Origin of the sequence: Bacteroides sp. AF25-5LB (assembly GCF_003602965.1) — a bacterium.
GTDB classification, from domain to species: Bacteria; Bacteroidota; Bacteroidia; order Bacteroidales; family Bacteroidaceae; genus Bacteroides; species Bacteroides uniformis.
In genome coordinates, this window is record NZ_QTMC01000015.1 from 24146 (window position 1) to 44447 (window position 20302).

General features: G+C 47.1%; 17 protein-coding genes and 1 riboswitch. Of the genes, 5 read left to right on the plus strand and 12 right to left on the minus strand.

The features are described from left to right. Positions 1-326 precede the first annotated feature (326 nt). The gene (locus DWY57_RS15525; protein WP_117600743.1) at positions 327-1523 is read right to left on the minus strand and encodes a hypothetical protein; all 1197 of its coding nucleotides are present in this window, start codon (positions 1521-1523) and stop codon (positions 327-329) included. Between the two features lie 288 nt (positions 1524-1811). Between DWY57_RS15525 and DWY57_RS15530 the strand changes: the two genes are divergently transcribed. From DWY57_RS15530 to DWY57_RS15540, 3 genes are all read left to right on the plus strand, one after another. Continuing rightward, positions 1812-2501, plus strand: a complete 690-nt coding sequence (locus DWY57_RS15530; protein ID WP_087332687.1) for a response regulator transcription factor — start codon at positions 1812-1814, stop codon at positions 2499-2501. After that, complete coding sequence (locus DWY57_RS15535) at positions 2476-4269, plus strand: ATP-binding protein (RefSeq protein ID WP_117600742.1); 1794 nt, start codon at positions 2476-2478, stop codon at positions 4267-4269. The genes DWY57_RS15530 and DWY57_RS15535 overlap by 26 nt, the downstream gene beginning before the upstream one ends. 283 nt (positions 4270-4552) lie before the next feature. Next, a riboswitch (cobalamin riboswitch) is annotated at positions 4553-4754 on the plus strand. Positions 4755-5026: 272 nt separating this feature from the next. Then, the gene (locus DWY57_RS15540) at positions 5027-6400 is read left to right on the plus strand and encodes a tryptophanase (RefSeq protein WP_117600741.1); all 1374 of its coding nucleotides are present in this window, start codon (positions 5027-5029) and stop codon (positions 6398-6400) included. Positions 6401-6405: 5 nt separating this feature from the next. On the opposite strand, the gene DWY57_RS15545 is transcribed toward DWY57_RS15540, so the two are convergent. The 4 genes from DWY57_RS15545 to mutY all read right to left on the minus strand — a co-directional run bounded on the left by DWY57_RS15545 (position 6406) and on the right by mutY (position 9984). Continuing rightward, positions 6406-7035: a 4'-phosphopantetheinyl transferase superfamily protein gene (locus DWY57_RS15545; RefSeq protein WP_117600740.1), complete on the minus strand. Its 630-nt coding sequence runs from the start codon at positions 7033-7035 to the stop codon at positions 6406-6408. Between the two features lie 10 nt (positions 7036-7045). Beyond that, entirely contained in the window at positions 7046-8392 is a 1347-nt protein-coding gene (gldE, locus tag DWY57_RS15550) for a gliding motility-associated protein GldE (RefSeq protein WP_117600739.1), read from the minus strand. A gap of 23 nt (positions 8393-8415) precedes the next feature. Beyond that, the gene (ssb, locus tag DWY57_RS15555; protein ID WP_016273371.1) at positions 8416-8871 is read right to left on the minus strand and encodes a single-stranded DNA-binding protein; all 456 of its coding nucleotides are present in this window, start codon (positions 8869-8871) and stop codon (positions 8416-8418) included. Between the two features lie 72 nt (positions 8872-8943). Beyond that, entirely contained in the window at positions 8944-9984 is a 1041-nt protein-coding gene (mutY, locus tag DWY57_RS15560; protein ID WP_051009002.1) for an A/G-specific adenine glycosylase, read from the minus strand. A gap of 157 nt (positions 9985-10141) precedes the next feature. Between mutY and DWY57_RS15565 the strand changes: the two genes are divergently transcribed. Together DWY57_RS15565 and DWY57_RS15570 are read left to right on the plus strand one after the other, a co-directional pair. Then, a complete protein-coding gene (locus DWY57_RS15565) occupies positions 10142-10417 on the plus strand; it encodes an HU family DNA-binding protein (protein WP_005826750.1) in 276 nt (91 codons plus the stop codon). A gap of 234 nt (positions 10418-10651) precedes the next feature. Continuing rightward, a complete protein-coding gene (locus DWY57_RS15570; RefSeq protein ID WP_005826752.1) occupies positions 10652-12226 on the plus strand; it encodes an Rne/Rng family ribonuclease in 1575 nt (524 codons plus the stop codon). A gap of 80 nt (positions 12227-12306) precedes the next feature. Here DWY57_RS15570 and DWY57_RS15575 read toward each other — a convergent pair whose 3' ends face one another. From DWY57_RS15575 to DWY57_RS15605, 7 genes are all read right to left on the minus strand, one after another. After that, a complete protein-coding gene (locus DWY57_RS15575) occupies positions 12307-13479 on the minus strand; it encodes an iron-containing alcohol dehydrogenase (RefSeq protein ID WP_061412036.1) in 1173 nt (390 codons plus the stop codon). Between the two features lie 8 nt (positions 13480-13487). Then, positions 13488-14420 (minus strand): phosphatase PAP2 family protein, encoded by a 933-nt coding sequence (locus tag DWY57_RS15580; protein WP_119962031.1) that lies wholly within the window; start codon positions 14418-14420, stop codon positions 13488-13490. Beyond that, a complete protein-coding gene (locus DWY57_RS15585; RefSeq protein ID WP_005826758.1) occupies positions 14417-15070 on the minus strand; it encodes a CDP-alcohol phosphatidyltransferase family protein in 654 nt (217 codons plus the stop codon). Before DWY57_RS15585 ends, DWY57_RS15580 begins: the two co-directional genes overlap by 4 nt. Next, positions 15060-15587, minus strand: a complete 528-nt coding sequence (locus DWY57_RS15590) for a GtrA family protein (RefSeq protein WP_119962032.1) — start codon at positions 15585-15587, stop codon at positions 15060-15062. Before DWY57_RS15590 ends, DWY57_RS15585 begins: the two co-directional genes overlap by 11 nt. Further along, the gene (locus DWY57_RS15595; RefSeq protein WP_119962057.1) at positions 15572-16045 is read right to left on the minus strand and encodes a phosphatidylglycerophosphatase A; all 474 of its coding nucleotides are present in this window, start codon (positions 16043-16045) and stop codon (positions 15572-15574) included. Before DWY57_RS15595 ends, DWY57_RS15590 begins: the two co-directional genes overlap by 16 nt. 138 nt (positions 16046-16183) lie before the next feature. Further along, positions 16184-17473: an inositol-3-phosphate synthase gene (locus DWY57_RS15600; protein ID WP_117965522.1), complete on the minus strand. Its 1290-nt coding sequence runs from the start codon at positions 17471-17473 to the stop codon at positions 16184-16186. 107 nt (positions 17474-17580) lie between these two features. Continuing rightward, complete coding sequence (locus tag DWY57_RS15605; RefSeq protein WP_119962033.1) at positions 17581-20118, minus strand: DUF5686 and carboxypeptidase-like regulatory domain-containing protein; 2538 nt, start codon at positions 20116-20118, stop codon at positions 17581-17583. Positions 20119-20302 lie beyond the last annotated feature (184 nt).

Below are 20302 nucleotides of genomic sequence, written 5' to 3' on the forward strand. Positions count from 1 at the left end.
AATCATCGGTGCCAGTGTGCTGGTAAAAGGTACCGATACTGTGACAGACATAATCCAAAAGTTCCCCGGTGCATCAAAAACGAGCGAGCACTATTGGTGGCGTCGCATGGCCCATTGTTAGCATGAGGTAAATTTCAACGCTAAGAACCTGGAAGCTTCAAATCCCAAGGCAATGTTTGATGACATATAGCCTCTGTACCGGTATGGTGGGACATCGAAGAAGAAGAACTTAAGGCACATCGAAGACCCTTAACGGTCTTCATTCATAGACGATGATTGGAACAGCCGGTTCGTGAGAATCAGCTGTTTGTATTCTACTCTACGCCTCATTTCCCTATCGGTTGTATTCTCCTCCTCACCTCTTTGGATATTTCCAGAAACATATAGTTCAGTTTACCGGAATGAATACCTTCTTTATTTTGGGTATACTTCTTATTGGCATACTCCTTGGACTTGTCAAAGGTAATGCGCGACATCTGGTTCTGCGACTTTCCCACCATTGTCGAATCCAACTGTTCGTCCGGAAAGAAATCATCCAAATTCACATCACCAATCATGGTCGTTTCAAGGAAATTCATGTCTTTATGACTGGAATCTGTGTAGTATCCTACAAACATATGCCCTGGGGTGCGCACCAATATGGGTTCTATATTTATGGCACGGAGCAAAGAAGCAAAAAGCACACTCCCATCCACACAGTTGATTTGCGAGGACTCCAAGGCGTCATCGAACGTGCGCACACGCTGTGAAAAGACCACGTTGCTGGAAAGGCTCGTATTGGAGACCGAGCTATAACGGAACTTGCGCTTTTGCAACACATTCCACAAGGCATAAACCTGCTTGTCCACCACCTCGGCACCTCCCTGATAACCCAAAAAACGGTTGACGATACGCGTATCCAGCGCTTCACGCAACAGCTTGTCAATCATAGGATTCTCCTCATTTACATATGCTGCAAAAAAGATACCGGTATCATGGAACTTTGTACCATTCGTGACATACCCCAACAGACATTCATTAATGCTGCGAACGGAAAAAGTACGCAACCTCTGCCCCAAATCCTTGCCGTTCATCTCTACCATAACGGCCACACTGACGGGTTCCGCCTGGTTGTTGTTCTTCAAGGCCTCGTAATTCCATATGATATCAGGATAGATAATATACTCCGTACGCGGTTTTGCCAGCACAAACTCCGACACTGAACGGGAAAAGAACGGAGTCTCCGCAACTTCTACCCGCACCCGGCTATAAGCATTCCTCGAACGGACACGGACAGCGATGCACGACTTCGGATTACCTACATACATGGAGTCTACCGGCACTATGACCTGAGCATCGGTGGTAGCCACCGAAAGGATACTGGAAGGGAATATATTACCGCCCAGCTCATCCGCAATCTCAAAGCCCGAACGGAAAGGAGCCGTATTCAGCCAGACAGAACCGATTATCACTAAAAGCAGAGTTCCCACAATAACCGGCAAACGCCTTTTAGAGAAACTCCTGATATACATAAGTTCTTTCATACAATTCAATATTTACGAAGCAAAGATAATATTTTATATGTGACGGAGCTTTTAGATAAACGGGAATTTAATGTAACCCAAATGTAACACTTGTTTCATCATTCCGTAACAAATTAGCCTCACTTTTGTACCCAGAAAGTAGAAATGGCCTGCATCTCAGCACAAGTTTTCATGCAAACATGAAAATTCTGCATTCGGTTTGCACTATTTTTGCTGATAAAAAGAAATAAAGTTTAACTTTGTGACAAGAGAATTGTTTTATCCTTGTCATACATAAACAACAAAGCAATGAACGATTACCGGATTTTAGTAGTGGACGATGAAGAAGACTTATGTGAAATTCTGAAGTTCAACCTCGAAAACGAAGGCTACGAGGTGGATACGGCAAACTCCGCCGAAGAAGCTCTGAGAATGGACATTGGCAGCTACAGCCTGCTACTGCTGGACGTGATGATGGGAGAAATTTCCGGCTTCAAAATGGCAAGCATCCTGAAGAAGGACAAGAAGACAGCCCAGATACCCATCATCTTCATTACCGCCAAAGATACGGAAAATGACACCGTGACCGGTTTCAACCTGGGAGCGGACGACTATATATCCAAACCCTTCTCACTGCGCGAAGTGGCGGCACGTGTCAAAGCCGTACTTAGACGCACCCGGCAAGGAGAAACGGAACATGCACCGGAACAGATTGTCTACAAGACGCTAGTACTGGACATCATCAAGAAGAAAGTCTGCATTGACGGCGAAGAGGCACCGCTCACCAAAAAGGAATTTGAAATCTTATTGCTGCTTTTGCAGAATAAAGGACGCGTATTCTCGCGCGAGGATATACTGAACCGCATCTGGAGCGACGAAGTATATGTGCTGGACCGCACCATCGACGTGAACATCACACGCCTGCGCAAGAAAATCGGAGTTTATGGCAAATGTATCGTAACACGCTTGGGATATGGATATTGTTTCGAAGCCGAATAACGACAGACACTTTCTGTCCTTCAGCCGGAAGCTCTTCCTTTCGGTCATCTCGCTGTTCCTCGTATTCGCCGCCTGCTTCATCGCCTACCAGTATCAGCGGGAAAAGGAATACAAAGTGGAACTGCTGGACATACAGCTGCAAGACTACAATGAAAGGTTGCACCAGGAGCTTCGCTACCTCCCCGACAGCCTATGGAACTCCATGCTGGACAGCTACATCTCCAAGCATGTGAACAAGGAATTGCGCGTCACTGTGGTAGACCTTCATGGCAACGTATTGTTCGACAGCTCCCAGAACGACAGCCATGAACTGGACAACCACATCAAACGCCCCGAAGTACAGAAAGCGCTGAAAGACGGCAAGGGCTATGACCTGCGGCGCATCTCCGAAACCACCGGCAAGACCTATTTCTATTCTGCCACCGCCTACGAAGGCTGCATCATCCGTTCAGCCCTCCCCTACAACGTCAACCTGATGAACAATCTGGCTGCCGACCCACACTACATCTGGTTCACGGTCATTGTATCACTGTTGCTGATATCCGTCTTCTACAAATTCACCTCCAAACTGGGCAGCGCCATCAACCACCTGCGCGAGTTTGCCAAAAGAGCCGACAAGAACGAACCCATAGACATGGACATACAAACCGCCTTCCCGCACAATGAACTTGGAGAGATTTCGCAGCACATCATACAAATATATAAGCGCCTGCGCGAAACCAAAGAGGCGCTTTACATTGAGCGCGAAAAACTCATCACCCATTTGCAGACCTCCCGCGAAGGACTGGGCGTATTCAACAGAGACAAAAAGGAGATACTGGTAAACAATCTGTTCACCCAATACGGCAATCTGATTTCAGACTCCAACCTGCAGACTACCGAAGAAATATTCTCCATCTGCGAATTCCAGAAGATAACAGATTTCATCAACAAGGCACAGAAACGCCCTTCCTATAACGAAGAACGAAGAATGTCCGTTCACATCAACAAGAACGGACGCATCTTCATCGTGGAGTGCATCATCTTCCAAGACCTCAGCTTTGAGATTTCCATCAACGACATCACCCAGGAAGAGGAGCAGATACAGCTAAAACGGCAATTGACCCAAAACATCGCCCATGAGCTGAAAACCCCCGTAAGCAGCATACAAGGCTATCTGGAAACCATCGTGAACAACGAGAACATCGCGCCCGAAAAGATGCAAATCTTCATGGAACGCTGCTACGCGCAAAGCAACCGCCTGAGCCGCCTGCTGCGCGACATATCCGTACTGACCCGCATGGACGAAGCCGCCAACATGATCGATATGGAAAAGGTGGACATCAGCATGCTGGTTTCAAACATCGTCAACGAAGTGTCCCTGGAACTGGAACAGAAGCAAATCACCGTTGTCAATTCCCTAAAATCGAAGATACAGTTGCGGGGCAACTACTCTCTACTCTACTCCATCTTCCGCAATCTCATGGACAACGCCATCGCTTATGCCGGCACCAACATACACATCAACATCAGTTGTTTCCGCGAAGACGAGAATTACTACTATTTCAGTTTTGCCGATACCGGCATCGGCGTTTCTCCCGAACATCTGAACCGTTTGTTCGAACGCTTCTACCGTGTAGACAAAGGACGCTCGCGCAAGTTGGGCGGCACCGGCTTGGGGCTCGCCATAGTGAAGAATGCAGTCCTTATTCACGGAGGCACCATCTCTGCCAAAAACAACCAAGGCGGAGGGCTGGAGTTTGTATTCACACTGGCAAAAGAGAGATAACAGCCCGTTTTACCACACCAAACAAAATGCTTTGCATACCTCTGGAGAAGGTTCTTGTGGCAAGTGTGGCTTGTATTGGTATCTTTTCACCTTACCGACATGACGGATTGCTTAAATCGCCTTAAGTCACTATCAATCAGAGAGTAATTTTGCCAACCTATTGCCATGCTTTTGGCAAACTTTTGCCATGCCTATGGCAAAACCTTGCCAATTTGTCGGCAAAAAGAAAGAGAGCGGGGAAGAAAATTTATCACTCATAGAATTGTTTTCTCAAAAAGAATCCGTATCTTTGTCATGCATTGGTTCGCTCCCCCTCTTCTGGGAAAGCGATTAAAAGGGAATCAGGTGTAAATCCTGGACAGTCCCGCTGCTGTAAGTTTCGTGCAACGTTGCAGACAATTACTCTATGCCACTGGAATATTCTTCCGGGAAGGCGCCTGCAACAGAAACAAGTCAGAAGACCTGCCATGCATACTTTATCATTGCTTTCGAGGAAAAAGCGTTGAGTCTAATGAGCCGGACAAACCGTCCATCATTTCATTCATCAAACCTAATTCAGAGAAAGTAAAGAAGGTAATAAACTCTGCCAAGTTTATTTGATGATGTCCGGCCGAAGTGATTTCGTCCGGACATTTACATTACAAAAAGTCATATTTAAATTGGTTATTACATAGATTTTGCCTAAATTCGGCACATTAAACCGCAATAATCGGTTTATCCGTTAACCTATTGTCAAATTATTAAAGATACAGAGTCTATGGAATTACCATTTGCCGAAGCATGGAAAATCAAAATGGTGGAACCTATCCGCAAAAGTACCCGCCAGGAACGCGAACAATGGCTGAAAGAGGCCCACTACAACGTATTCCAACTCAAATCGGAACAAGTTTATATCGACCTCATCACCGACTCGGGCACCGGAGCCATGAGCGACCGCCAATGGGCAGGCATGATGCTGGGCGACGAAAGCTATGCCGGAGCCACCTCATTCTTCCGACTGAAGGAAGTCATCAACCGCCTCACCGGATTTGAATACATTATCCCCACCCACCAGGGACGCGCTGCCGAAAATGTACTCTTCTCCTATCTGGTGCACGAGGGCGACATTGTGCCGGGAAACTCCCATTTCGACACCACCAAAGGACATATCGAGGGACGCCGGGCATTGGCTCTGGACTGCACCATAGACGAAGCCAAACAGACACAGCTGGAAATTCCCTTCAAAGGCAATGTAGACCCTAAAAAACTGGAAAAAGCATTACAGGAACATAGCGAACGGATACCGTTCGTCATCGTCACCATAACCAACAACACTGCAGGCGGCCAGCCGGTTTCCATGCAGAACCTGCGCGAAGTCCGCGCCATTGCCGACAAGTACGGCAAGCCCGTTCTCTTTGACTCGGCACGCTTTGCGGAAAATGCCTACTTCATCAAAATGAGAGAAGAAGGTTACCGCAACAAGAGCATAAAGGAAATTACCCGCGAGATGTTTGACCTTGCCGACGGTATGACGATGAGTGCCAAAAAAGACGGTATTGTCAACATGGGCGGATTCATAGCCACCCGCCGGAAAGACTGGTATGAAGGTGCCAAAGGCTTCTGCGTGCAGTTCGAAGGCTACCTTACTTACGGAGGCATGAACGGTCGTGACATGAACGCCCTTGCCATCGGCCTGGATGAAAATACTGAATTTGACAATCTGGAAACCCGCATTCACCAGGTGGGCTATCTAGCCATGAAACTGGATGAGTACGGGATACCCTACCAACGTCCCGCAGGCGGCCATGCCATATTTGTGGATGCCCCCAAAGTGCTGACACATGTGCCCAAAGAAGAATTCCCGGCACAAACACTGACCGCTGAGCTCTATCTGGAAGCAGGCATACGCGGCTGCGAAATCGGGTATCTGCTGGCAGACCGCGACCCGGTGACCCGCGAAAACCGCTTCAACGGCCTGGACTTGCTTCGGCTTGCCATCCCCCGCCGCGTGTATACCAACAACCACATGGATGTGGTGGCAGCCGCTTTGAAAAATGTATATGACAAACGGGAAAGTATTACCCGCGGAGTGCGCATCACCTGGGAAGCTCCGTTGATGAGACACTTCACAGTACAACTGGAAAGGCTGTAAGAGATTTACAGACTCAATGTCAAGACAAAATCCGGAAACAAATAATAATGAATAGTGAACCGGCGTTTCTCCACCGTACGATATTCTTCGGCGGAGAATACGCCGCTTTCATTTACAGCAAAAGGCAGAATGCGCATGTGCCCACGAAAATCAACCTCGGAAGCATTCAGGCATTTAAACATGGTCTCCTTGGCCGACCAGTGCAGCAACAGTGACCAAGTGTCGGTTCCGCGAAACACGGATGGCTGTTCATCTTCGCGCATGAATTTATGCGCCACCTTCCTTACCCGTTCACCATACTGCTCAATGTCAATGCCCACTTCCCGACCCGGCAATCCCAAAACAACAGCCACATAACCTTTCGTATGCGAAATACTGAGAGAGGCGGAAGCATCTGCCAAATAAGGTTTCCCACTGGGATGATAGGCAATCTCTTTCTCTTCTCCCGACAGCGTGTAAAGCAATACACGGACAGCCAGCCACTCCAGACGGCGGTGTGCTGCGGTGAAACACCGCATACCTTCCCGGTATACTTCCTGATGAGGAAGCATGGCCAGCAATTCCTCCGGAGATTCCTCCGTTTTCCAAATTCCCCATCGGCAGGGAAGAGCGGTATGTTGTAAGAAGAGGGGCATGAGGCAAGGATTAAGGATTAGGGATTAGAGGAGTTGGGGCATTTACTGTAAATTTCACTTTCAGGATACGGCGGTTGTCCATCTCCAGCACCTCAAACCCATAACGGCCGTAGGTCACCTTTTCATGGAGAGCAGGAAATTCCCCCTTCAGCTCCAGCAGAAGTCCGGCAAGCGTATCGGCATCCCCTGCCACCTCATCGAACGTTTCCTCGTCTATCTTCGTTATTTTATAGAAATCGGTCAGCTGGGTCTTGGCTTCAAATACCCAAGTGTGGTCATTCAGTACGGCATATGTACGTTCTTCATCATCGTATTCGTCATGAATTTCGCCCACAATCTCCTCAATAATGTCCTCCATGGTGACAATGCCCGACGTACCGCCGAACTCATCGACCACAATGGCTATATGAATCTTGTTTGCCTGAAAATCGCGCAGCAAATCATCAATCATCTTGGTTTCGGGCACAAAATAGGCGGGCCGGATAAGCGACTGCCAGCGGAAATTATCCCCTTTGTTCAGATGGGGAAGCAAGTCCTTGATATAAAGCACCCCCTTGATATTGTCACGGCTATCCGCATAGATGGGAATACGGGAGTAGACATTCTCTACGATGCACTTCACCACATCTTTGAAAGGGGTACGGATATCCAGGTCCACCACATCAAGGCGAGAGGTCATGACCTCCTTGGCCGTTTCCCCGCCAAAGCGGATGATACCTTCCAGAATATTATTCTCCTCCGAAAGCTCTGCCTTGTCGGTCAGCTCCAACGCATGCGAGAGTTCATCGACCGATATGTTATGGTTCTTGCGGACCATATGCTTGTTCAGGAAAGAGGTGGAACGTACCAGCATAGATGCCATCGGATAGAATACGGAACGGCAAAACGTGATGCCGGGAGCGGCAAAACGGCAGAAAGCCAGCGTCTTCTGAGCCGAATATATCTTAGGCATGATTTCACCGAAAAGCAACAGCAAAAATGTAAGGACTACTGTCAGAATGAGGAACTCTGCAATGGGAGAATGAAATTGGAACACATTCATAAAGAAGAAGTTGCAGAGCATGATTATGGTTACATTCACGAAGTTGTTCGTAATCAGAATCGTTGCCAACAAACGTTCGCTGTTGTCCAGCAGATTACTGATTTTCTCATCCGAAGGATGCTTTCTCTCCGCTATTGCATTCAGGTCTGACGGAGAAAGAGAGAAAAAGGCTATTTCGGAAGCTGATGCAAAACCGGAAACGAGCAAAAGCAAACCTGCCAACACAATGGCTACAACGGCCGAAATAGAAGGAGTCTGTACGGATATACCGTTAAAAACATCTGCCAACTGGCATAAATAAGCGTCTGGGTCCAAAGATTTTGGTTTTAGTTAAACAATTAGAACGGCAAGTCGTCCGTCGGGTTATCTTGTGCAGGGGCAGCCTGCGGTTGTACTGGTTGTTGTGGCTGGGGGGCGGCTCCCGCCTGCGGCGCATAAGGGGCAGCACCGGGAGTTGCCGTTCTCGGAGTCAGCATCTCCATATTGTCGACAAATATCTCAGTCACATAACGCTTGATGCCTCCCTGGTCATCGTAAGAACGGGTACGTATCTTACCTTCCACGTAAAGCTTATCGCCTTTATGCACATATTTCTCAACGATTTCGCCTAAACGGCCACGGAATATCAGGTTATGCCATTCGGTACGGTCCGGAATCTGCGTACCATTCTGCAAAGTGTATCCTTTCTCCGTAGTGGCCAAAGAAAGCTGGGCAACACAGTTTCCACCTTCATAATAGGTTATTTTAGGGTCTTGTCCCACATTTCCTATCAATATCACTTTATTTACTGACATAAGCTTCTATTTTATTAATTTGCTGCCAAAATTAACGAGAATATTCACACCATGCAAGAATACAAACAACTTTTATACATATTTCTCCAAGAAAGCATGTATAAGACGGGGCACCGCATAACGACCCAAATCTTCGACTGCAACCCGTTGGTAACTTGAGAAGGAGCTCGAATTATCGGGCAGAGTAACCTCGTAGAAGTTGGTGTAAATCACTCTGTGGGACAATACGTGCTTCACCCCCCGAAGCAGTATACGGACCATCCGTACCTCTCCCTCTGCAAACAGCGCATGAAACTGCGGACATGCCAGAAATTCCTCTTCGGATAAATCTTTTTCCGTTTCAACCAGAGGCAATTCAAAGAGATTTTTCCAGATATCGTCCTCCGTCCTCTTATGTATCAAGGTATGCGCGCCCATGCGTACATATATATAATTAAAATAGCGGTTGGTGGTCTTGGTTCTGTGCTGCTTCACGGGCAGTTGCTGCACTTTTCCTTCAGACAATGCCCGGCAGCTGCCGGACAAAGGACAAAACAGACAGTTGGGCGACTGCGGCGTACACTGCACGGCTCCGAAGTCCATAATTGCCTGGTTATAATCTGCCGGCCTGGATTTATCGAGCACCTCACCCGCCAAAGCGGTAAAAGTCTTTTTCCCTTCAGTAGAATCAATGGGAACATCAATGCCGAAATAGCGGGAAAGCACCCGATACACATTCCCGTCGACCGCCGCATAAGGCATGTCATAGGCAAAGGAGCAGATGGCCGCTGCCGTATAATCCCCCACTCCCTTCAAGGCACGTACCTCTGCATAGGTTTTCGGAAATGTCCCCTTCATGCTTTTGGCTGCGGCATGCAGGTTACGGGCACGCGAATAGTACCCCAGGCCCTGCCAATATTTCATCACTTCGTCCTCGGACGCAGCAGCCAGCGACACCACATCCGGGAAGCGTTTTATGAAACGCAGAAAATACTCATACCCCTGCGCCACTCTTGTCTGTTGTAAGATGATTTCAGAAATCCATATCAGATAAGGGTCCGTGGTATTTCGCCACGGAAGGTCGCGTTTGTTCTCCGCATACCAGTCCAACAATGTTCCGCTAAAAATATTCATGCTGCAAAAATACTTCATTTTCAGCCTAACAAAGCTTAATGCCAAGACTTTTTTAGAAAATTGTCCGAAATATATTTTTTAGAGCCACGGAAAAGCTATATATTTGCAGTCCAAAAAATTAGGAAAACTATAGTAATAATATTTTTTTTAAAGAAAAATGACTAAAGCTGATATTGTAAACGAAATTACAAAGAACACCGGAATTGATAAGACAACCGTACTTACAACCGTTGAAGCATTCATGGACGCAGTAAAGGCATCTTTATCCAAAGATGAAAATGTTTACCTCCGCGGGTTTGGTAGTTTTGTAGTGAAGAAAAGAGCCCAGAAAACTGCTCGCAACATCTCCAAGAACACTACAATAATCATTCCGGAACATAACATTCCGGCATTTAAGCCTGCAAAAACGTTCACCCTCTCAGTGAAGAAATAATAAACAATAGTATTAACCCATAAAATTTTGAAGCTATGCCAAGCGGAAAGAAGAAAAAAAGACATAAAATGTCTACGCACAAGCGTAAAAAAAGACTAAGAAAGAACAGACATAAAAGCAAAAAGTAATTTTTAGTCTGAAGGACAAAATAAAGAACAAACTTGTGAAGCAAAATGTCTCGCGGGTTTGTTCTTTGTTTAAGTAGTAAATTGAATCATTTAAAAGCCAATTATTGTGACAAGCGAACTCGTTGTAGACGTACAGCCCAAAGAGGTATCCATTGCACTGCTTGAAGACAAGCAGCTGGTGGAACTCCAGAGCGAAGGAAGAAACATCTCCTTCTCGGTGGGCAACATGTATTTGGGACGCGTCAAAAAATTGATGCCCGGCCTGAATGCCTGCTTCGTGGACGTGGGTTACGAGAAAGACGCTTTTCTTCATTATCTGGACCTAGGTCCTCAATTTAACTCGTTAGAGAAGTACGTAAAGCAAACTTTAAGCGACAAGAAGAAGCTGAATCCCATTACCAAAGCAACCATACTTCCCGACCTTGAAAAGGACGGAACGGTTTCCAACACACTCAAGGTGGGACAAGAAGTAGTGGTGCAAATTGTCAAGGAACCGATCTCTACCAAAGGGCCGCGACTGACTTCCGAACTTTCCTTTGCCGGAAGATACCTCGTGCTGATTCCCTTCAATGACAAGGTTTCCGTATCACAAAAAATTAAATCGAGCGAAGAGCGCGCACGCCTCAAGCAACTGTTGATGAGTATCAAGCCGAAAAACTTCGGCGTCATCGTCCGCACCGTGGCCGAAGGAAAACGTGTTGCCGAGCTCGACGGAGAGCTTAAGGTATTACTGAAACATTGGGAAGATGCCATTACAAAAGTACAGAAGGCCACCAAATTTCCGACACTGATTTACGAAGAAACCAGCCGTGCCGTAGGACTGTTGCGCGACTTGTTCAATCCTTCCTTCGAAAACATCCACGTGAACAACGAGGCTGTGTACCACGAAATCAAGGATTACGTAACCCTCATCGCCCCTGAACGGGCAGGAATCGTGAAGCTGTACAAAGGTCAACTCCCCATTTACGACAATTTTGGTATCACCAAACAAATCAAGTCATCATTCGGCAAGACCATTTCATACAAAAGTGGTGCCTACCTAATTATTGAGCATACTGAGGCGCTTCACGTAGTAGACGTGAACAGCGGTAACCGCACCAAGAATGCCAACGGGCAGGAGGCCAACGCACTGGAAGTGAATCTGGGTGCAGCCGACGAACTGGCACGCCAGCTCAGACTAAGGGATATGGGTGGTATCATCGTGGTGGACTTCATCGACATGAATGAAGCCGAAAACCGACAGAAGCTTTACGAACGTATGTGTGCCAACATGCAGAAAGACAGAGCACGTCACAACATCCTGCCGCTCAGTAAATTCGGACTGATGCAGATTACACGCCAGCGTGTACGCCCGGCTATGGATGTAAATACGACGGAAACCTGCCCCACCTGCTTCGGTAAAGGCACCATCAAATCGTCCATCCTCTTTACGGACACCTTAGAGAGTAAGATTGACTACCTGGTCAACAAATTGAAGATAAAGAAATTCTCGTTACACATCCACCCGTACATCGCAGCCTACGTCAATCAGGGACTCGTCTCCTTGAAACGGAAGTGGCAGATGAAGTACGGATTCGGTATCAAGATTATTCCAAACCAGAAATTAGCATTCCTGGAATATGTATTCTACGACCTGCAAGGGGAAGAGATAGACATGAAGGAAGAAATCGAAATCAAATAAAAAAGACGGCGAAGGGTATTTATCTTCGCCGTCTTTTTTAGCTCTTGCTTTGGGGGAGCTCTCCCCAAACATGCCTTTCGTTATAAAGCCAAACGATAGATTTCCCTGCAATCAGTCATGGTCAGCTTCACGTAGTTGCCAAGCAGTTCGCCTTTATTGCGCCGCAGACTGACGAGCATACGGTCTATATCGGGATGCTCGATACCCAACTCCTTAAAGCCAACCGGCAAGCCCATGTAACGGAAAAAGTGTTTCAGTCGGGCAGCACCTGCCAAAGCCATCTCTTCCAAATCTTCGGACTTGGGTATATCAAAAACACGATGGGCAAACTGGGCTATCTTTGCCGGATTATGTTCTGCCATAAAAGCCATCCAGGCAGGGAAGATTACAGCTAAGCCGGCACCGTGGGCTACATTATAGATAGCACTGATTTCATGTTCCAGTGCATGGGATGCCCAGTCTTCCTCACGCCCTACCCCACAAGTTCCGTTATGCGCCACAGTGCCACACCACATAATGTTGGCACGCGCGGCATAGTTGTCCGGTTGCTGTTTCACCCGGTAAGCTTCTTTAATGATAGCTGTCAAGGTACCTTCACAAAGCCGGTCGCTGATTTCCACATCCGGTGTATTCGTGAAGTAACGCTCCATGATGTGGGCCATCATGTCGGCAATGCCACAAGCCGTCTGATAAACCGGGAGGGTGTAGGTCAGTTCAGGATTCATGATGGAAAATACGGGACGCAAATGCTCGGGGGCACAGAGACCCAGTTTTTGGAGTGTCTCTGTCTTGGTAATTACCGTATTGCCCGAACCCTCGCTTCCGGCAGCCGGGATAGTCAGCACCACGGCTACTTTCAACGCTTTCTCCACCTTGGCACGACCGATAAAGAAATCCCAGAAGTCCCCATCATAGAGGGCTCCGGCAGCAATGGCCTTTGCCGTATCTATGACCGAACCACCTCCCACAGGAAGCATCATATCCACCTGCTCACGACGGCAAAGCTGAATACCTTCGTATACCTTCCCGTCAATGGGATTGGGCTGGACACCTCCCATTTCGCAATAAGCCACACCGGCTTCCTGCAAGGATTGCTTCACTCTATCCAGCAGACCACTCCGTACAACAGAACCGCCTCCATATACTATCATCACTTTTTGTGCACCATACTTACGCGCCAATGCACCGACTTGCACTTCAGTATTCTTGCCAAAGACAAACTCTGTAGGACTATAAAAAACAAAATTATTCATTGTATACCTTATTTAATGTATCGACTGTATCTTTCAAAGAAGCGTCCGAACGCTCCCCACTTCATCAGTCCTTTCTCAAAAACAAAAATACCCAGCAATGCACAAGAGATGCCCAGCATCACATCAATCAGATAATGGTGTCCCGAATAGACAGCCGTCCACCAGATACCGACCATAATCACCGCAAACAACGCTATCAGCCACTTTTTGCTGCGGTCCATAACCGCGTAGGCCAAAGCCACCACCATATAGGCGGCATGGAGCGAGGGCACTGCTGCAAATACATTGGCATTCCTTCCGTAAATGGAGTTGAAGATGGAGCATCCCAGCAATTCGTCAAAACGTCCTAAGCCTGCCACATTGCCCGGAGTGTCGAGTATCGGCTCGAAACCATAATTCATGGCATACCAGGGCGGAGCAGCGGGATGGATATAATAGCCGGCAAAACCGATGAGATTAACCAGCAGGAACACCATCGCAAAACGAAGATATACCTTACGGTCACCCTTCAGATAGAGCCACAACCCGAATGCAATGGGAACCGGTACCCAACAGAGATAGAATATCCCGGCAAAGAAATCGGCAACAGGACAATGGTTCAAAGCAAAATACTCACAAGGGATGAGGACAGCACCGTCTACAGACAAGCCAAAAAGGGATTTTTCTGTCTCATAAAGTCCTTTTACATCAATGGGATTCACCTGGTAATTGGGATATACGCGCATCCAGTCATACGAAATGCCGAATATGAAAAACGGCAACAGCGCCACTGCCAACTTACGGGTTGTCTGTCCGGCAAAGAACAATACCAAAAATACACCCGCCATCAGGAAATGTTCCGGACGAAGCCCGATACAGACCGCTGTCAGAATCAGGAAAAACGCTGTGATGACAATCACCAGCACCGCCTCTCTCACAGAGGGAAACAAACTATTTTTCATTCCTTGTCTTTCAGTAGTTTATAGCAATGCGCCAAGCGAGCAAATGCCGTCAAATTCGCCAATATTGCAATCACTGCCATAGGCACAATTAGTATCAGCATCGGGTCGAACAAGGTACAATCACCAAAGATACCGCAGAACATGGCACCGAGGGCAGTCAGCACAACGCGTTCGGGACGCTGCATGAAACCGACTTTACACTCCAGCCCCAAACCTTCGGCACGGGCACGCACGTAACTCACCATCAGCGAACCTATCAGCGCAATGAATGTAATGATGGAGCCCCACAAATAGCCTTGCAGCATCAGGTAATAGAAGATGCCGAACAATGTCACGAGCTCGCTGTAACGGTCGAGTACGGAGTCGTACAGCGCACCGAAAGTAGAACTCATTTTACCCACGCGTGCCACGCGTCCGTCCATCATATCAAACAACCCGGCAAAGAGCACAATACCGCCTCCCCAGCCCACATAGGCCAGTTCACCACTTTTGTACACCCCGGCATACACAAACAAGGCAGCCGCCACGATATTCAGTACCAGCCCCGTAGTCGTAATAAAGTTAGGCGTAATGCCAATTCTAATCATACCATGCACCACAGGGTTGATAATCTTGTATATCACCTGCTGCAACCAATCTCTATAATTCATATTCGTCTTTTTTGTTCTCTAAATAATGTTTCAGAAAGCCTTTTATATTGTGATTACGATAAACGAAAAAACGTTGCAGATGGTAGTTCCAAAAAAAAGCTACCAGCACTGCTACAATTATCTTTGACAGAATAAATACATTGTCTATATAATATCCCAACAATCCATTGACCCATGTCATGCGGGTAAGCCACTCGGTCAGTGCAAAAGTACCCCAAGTATTCAGTATAATGCTGCCTCCCCAGACAAAGAGGTACTTGACGGCAACATGCGTTTTCTTGCAGTCTTCGGCATGGAACACCCATCCGTAATTAATGGCACAGTTTACAATGCCTCCTACTACGGAACCCGTGAATGTGGCATAAAGATAAAAAACAGCAAAAGCCTTCACCAGAAGGATAGTCACCAGAAAATCGACAAAGCTTGCGAATTGCGCAGAAATCTGGGCCTTGAAGAAGATCCAGACAGAATGGCGCCACGACACACCTTTGCCATTTGATTTCAACAGATTATCCATCTTGCCACAATCAAAATTATAAATCCGTAGACTCCGGACAGAATATCGTCCATCATTACCCCTATTCCACCCGGCAGACTTTCCATACGGCGGATGCCCAAGGGCTTGAATATATCAAACAAACGGAACAAGACAAATGCTCCCAATGTATACCATACATGTCCGGCGGGCGCCGCAAGCAAGGCAATCCACACGCCGACCATTTCATCGACCACCACGCGCGAAGGGTCTTCGCCCCAAGATGCCTCCAGGCGGTTGGCAGCCCAGATACCGGCAAGCGTAAATACCAAAATCAATGCTACTGTCAGCCACAAAAGGCAGACACTTGAAACCAGATAAGACAACCCGAACCAGATAAGCGTAGCCAGCAAAGCTCCCGCAGTGCCGGGTGCAAAAGGAGAAAAGCCCGAGCCAAAGCCCGTACCGATAATAACTGGGAGGAGGGAGGGTTTCTTCATCAAAAAAGTAATGAGGTGATAAATGCGATAAAAACGGTAAAATGATAAATGCAATAAAGTAATAAAAGTGATAAAGTGGTAAAGTGCTATCACTCTATCACCTTACCACCTTATTTTTATCACCTTATCACTGTTTTTTTAGTCCAGATAACTCGGTGCTGTCTCACCCACCATATTGCGGAGAGTCTCTTTCACCATGCGCCATTGCTGGAACAAATCGTGTACCGGCTCATGCTCGAAATCGTGCATCGGGCTCTTGCAGAAGAAGGACAGCCACGTCTGAATGCCGCACATGCCTGCACGCAATGCCAAATCACTGAAAATAACCAAGTCGAGCGCGATGGGAGCAGCAAGAATGGAGTCACGGCACAAGAAGTTGACCTTGATTTCCATCGGATAGCCCATCCAGCCGAAAATATCAATGTTGTCCCATGCTTCCTTGTTATCCTTACGGGGAGGATAGTAGTTGATGCGTACCTTATGATAAACATCACCGTACAAGTCAGGATATTTCTCCGGCTCGAAGATATTGTCGATAACAGACAGCTTGCTGACCTCTTTTGTCTTGAAGTTCTCCGGTTGGTCGAGTACCTCGCCGTCACGGTTACCCAGAATATTCGTAGAGAACCAGCCACTTACACCCAACATACGGGTCTTGAACATCGGAGCAAGCACCGTCTTCATCAAAGTCTGGCCACTCTTGAAGTCCTTACCGGAAATGGGCACATTCATTTTCTTGGAGAATTCCCACATAGCCGGAGTATCCACACACAGATTAGGAGCACCCATAATAAACGGAGCGCCTTCTGCAATGGCAGCGTATGCATAGCACATACTCGGAGAGATTACTTCAGTATTGTTTTCCTTCATTGCCTGTTCCAAAGCAGCGAGAGATTCGTGCTCCTTGGACAGCGGAATATATATTTCGGTACTTGCAGCCCACAGCACAACAATACGCTCGCAGTTATTGGCTGCCTTGAAGTTACGGATATCCTCGCGCAACTGCTCTGTCATTTCCCAGCGGGTAGCTGCCTTCTTAATGTGCGTACCGTTCAAACGTTTTGCGAAATTGTGGTCGAATGCAGCAGGCATCGGCTTGATGGCTTGCAGTTCATCTTTTACCAGATTCAAGTCCTTCTCTTTCAAAACCTCAGCATACATAGCAGCTTCGTAGGCGTTGTCCGGGAAAATATCCCAACCTCCGAAAACGATATCATTCAAATCAGCCAAAGGCACTATGTCTTTGATAAGTTTTTCTTTGCCATCCTGCATGCGCATAGCAGCCATTTGTGTGATTGAGCCTATAGCTTTTGCCAAGCCCTTGCGAGCAGCTAATGTACCGGTAATCATGGTGGTTGCAACCGCACCACCTACTCCGACTACCAGCACGCCCAGGCGTCCGGTTGCCGGCTTAATGTTTTCTTTCATTGCCATTGTATTATTTAGAGTTTAAAAAATTGCTCAAATTTAGGGTATTTTACTCAATTGGGATTAGTCATTTTATCCGATTTAATGTCCTATTAGTAAGATTTAAGTTAAAATGTCATGTGCAGACTGATTCTGAGCCCGGATTTGTCTATATCCGGTAAATTTCGGTAAGTCAGACGCCATACATAATCGACACGCAACACCTTGAAAATATTTTCAATGCCTACGCCTGCCTCTACGTAGGGCGTATGCCCCATGGTGGTACTCCCGGCAGGAAAACGGAACAAATCCTGCTGAAAAGCCGGATTATTCTTATCGCTCAAATTCCCATACAAACCGCGGCAGGAAAGCACTTCACGCCATTTCAACTTTTTCAACAAAGGAATACGGTTGAAGAGCCAGCCGTTCAAGTAATAGGTCACATCCCAGGAAGCGTATTCATCGTTCATGAATTCCATGGCATTCATCAGTGAATAGGACTCGGGCTGTATGGTATAGGACAAGTTCGCATTGGGAATGATAAGCAGAGGAAAAGGAACCTTATTCCAGACTTTTCCGGCTTTCAGGATAACATCCGTATAACCGAATGCCGAGAACCAGAAACGCTTTTGAAAACCCGCTTCCGTATAGTGATAGGTATAGTCTCCTCCCAGTACCCCTTTGGCAGCCATGGTATGCGTAAGCGAAAAGACCGGAGCATCCAGCGAAACAGGGAAGCGGTTCCATTGGGTCTGGAAGAATTTTTCGTTGGGAGCATAGCGCAGCTTCAATTCCAGCTCACTGGTCGAAATACTTTTTACATACGTATTACGGTCATCCTGCTTGATGAAAGGAATCAGACGGGATGATTCATCTTTACGCAGGCGCGCCGTCATCTGTACGGAAAAGCCGGAATGGAACTCATTGGTATAGGTCAGCTCCGCTTTCCGCTGATAACCGATACGGTCATCCTTCTGACGTTTCAAGGCAAGAAAAACATTATCCTGACTGGTATAAAGATAGTGTTGTCCATATTGATTGACATCTGACAAGTAACGGAGCTTCAACGAATGTATAGGAAATTCATTGGCATATTCCTTCTTCTTATGAAAAGAATATTCCAGTTCGGCAAGTCCTTTTACACGATGGTCGCGAAAACCGTATGCCATATACCCCCTGCCGAACAGATGCGGATTGAGCCATGCCGTCGTCATACCGCCGGCACGCAAGCGCACTCCTTCCAGTGTATTTCCGCTGATGGTGGTATTCATCATACCGATATAGAACAAAGGTTCTTTTTCCTTCGGAGCGGGAATATACCCCGTGAACAGCACCTTCAGCACTTTCTCCGTCCAGAAATAAACGGGATAGCTGCGCAACTGGGCCATCATCTTGTCCACCGAAGTCTCTTTCTTGCTGACCTCCACCTGGCGGTTGGCATCCCAATATGCTTCCGAATAGCCGGAAGCCGATGCCTCTTCAATCATCTTTTCCGGTTTTCGGAAAGCCTGCAGAGCCTTGTCATCCGGTTCATACTGATAGTTTCTGTAATACACATCCCGCTTGGCATAAATACCGTCACTATTGTCCACCAACTTGAATTCCGTAGTGATACTCTCATTGAGCAACTGCCTCGTACCGTCCTCCGCGCGGTCAAAATTCTGTTCAATCTTCATGTAGTCCACAAAGTTCAGATTGATTTTCTGAGGAAAGTTCATGACGGCACGCCTTACAAAATAGGTGCTGTCCAGCATGACGTACAAATGTCCCGTAAAACCGAACGACTCGGAGTTGAAAGGAACAAATGTCAAGTCAACACAAGGCTTTCCGGCAACGGTAAGCGTATCCATCAGATAATATTTGTAGAAAGACGGCCCAAGGGAGGAAAGCGGGCTGACAAACTTATTGGTGAACAAGGTAATGTTGTTCTCATAAAGGTCTACATCGGTCATGGTGACACTGATAGCCTGCTCCATACCCTGCTGGGAAAGCATTTCGTCCACTCCTGCCTGCCTGCGGGCGGTGACCCACTGTTTCCGGCTATGCGGAGACTTGCGGTAATAATCTGTGGCAAGCAACTCACGGTTGGAAATGGCCAGTACCGGCCTGCCGGTAACGGCAGAGGTATCGACATAATCCGTCAGAAACTTGAACTTACGGTAAAGCCACTTCTGTTGCTTCAAGCTGTCGAAGTTATTGATGGCAAAAGTCATCTTTTCATAGCGGTCACGTTTCCAGAAGTCGCGTTCGTCGGGCGAATAGTCATCCCGATGCTCTATCATCTTGCGTACAAACTCCACTGCGGGATTATCCTTTTTCTTATACCGTTCACGCTTCGGCTTCACCACCACTTCATCCAGTGCATAAGTGGCTGGCGAAAGGACTATATTGAACTTAGACGACTTTGCGGGATGAATCAACCGGACATATTCATTATATCCCACGGCCGAAATGACCAGCGTGGCCTCCGGGCGATAGGTCTTGAAGGAAAAACGGCCGTTATTGTCCGTCATCCCTCCCTCCGTAGTTCCTTTCAGATAAACTGACGTATAAGGCAATGGCTCCTTCGTCAACGAATCGGTGACAACGCCTTGCACCATATATTGTGCCCTCAATGGAAGAGTAACCAGCTGGATAAGCAGAAATACCCTAAAAAACAACTTCATACCTTGTTTTACCTAATTTGGATGACAAAGGTACGGAAGAAAACTTTTTCTTAAAGTTCGGTTTTACGGAATAAATGTTCTAAAAAACTCCTTTTGTATAAAACACTTCCCGTTAAAAGCCGTTGTATAGCGAAACGACGCTCCAGAAAGCATCGGAACAACCAATATATAACCTAAACAACTT

Coding starts and splice junctions, on each gene's coding strand:
- DWY57_RS15525 (WP_117600743.1), bottom strand. CDS start 1,523: ATGAAAGAACTTATGTATATCAGGAGTTTCTCTAAAAGGCGTTTGCCG.
- DWY57_RS15530 (WP_087332687.1), top strand. CDS start 1,812: ATGAACGATTACCGGATTTTAGTAGTGGACGATGAAGAAGACTTATGT.
- DWY57_RS15535 (WP_117600742.1), top strand. CDS start 2,476: ATGGATATTGTTTCGAAGCCGAATAACGACAGACACTTTCTGTCCTTC.
- DWY57_RS15540 (WP_117600741.1), top strand. CDS start 5,027: ATGGAATTACCATTTGCCGAAGCATGGAAAATCAAAATGGTGGAACCT.
- DWY57_RS15545 (WP_117600740.1), bottom strand. CDS start 7,035: ATGCCCCTCTTCTTACAACATACCGCTCTTCCCTGCCGATGGGGAATT.
- ssb (WP_016273371.1), bottom strand. CDS start 8,871: ATGTCAGTAAATAAAGTGATATTGATAGGAAATGTGGGACAAGACCCT.
- mutY (WP_051009002.1), bottom strand. CDS start 9,984: ATGAATATTTTTAGCGGAACATTGTTGGACTGGTATGCGGAGAACAAA.
- DWY57_RS15565 (WP_005826750.1), top strand. CDS start 10,142: ATGACTAAAGCTGATATTGTAAACGAAATTACAAAGAACACCGGAATT.
- DWY57_RS15575 (WP_061412036.1), bottom strand. CDS start 13,479: ATGAATAATTTTGTTTTTTATAGTCCTACAGAGTTTGTCTTTGGCAAG.
- DWY57_RS15580 (WP_119962031.1), bottom strand. CDS start 14,420: ATGAAAAATAGTTTGTTTCCCTCTGTGAGAGAGGCGGTGCTGGTGATT.
- DWY57_RS15585 (WP_005826758.1), bottom strand. CDS start 15,070: ATGAATTATAGAGATTGGTTGCAGCAGGTGATATACAAGATTATCAAC.
- DWY57_RS15590 (WP_119962032.1), bottom strand. CDS start 15,587: ATGGATAATCTGTTGAAATCAAATGGCAAAGGTGTGTCGTGGCGCCAT.
- DWY57_RS15595 (WP_119962057.1), bottom strand. CDS start 16,045: ATGAAGAAACCCTCCCTCCTCCCAGTTATTATCGGTACGGGCTTTGGC.
- DWY57_RS15600 (WP_117965522.1), bottom strand. CDS start 17,473: ATGAAAGAAAACATTAAGCCGGCAACCGGACGCCTGGGCGTGCTGGTA.
- DWY57_RS15605 (WP_119962033.1), bottom strand. CDS start 20,118: ATGAAGTTGTTTTTTAGGGTATTTCTGCTTATCCAGCTGGTTACTCTT.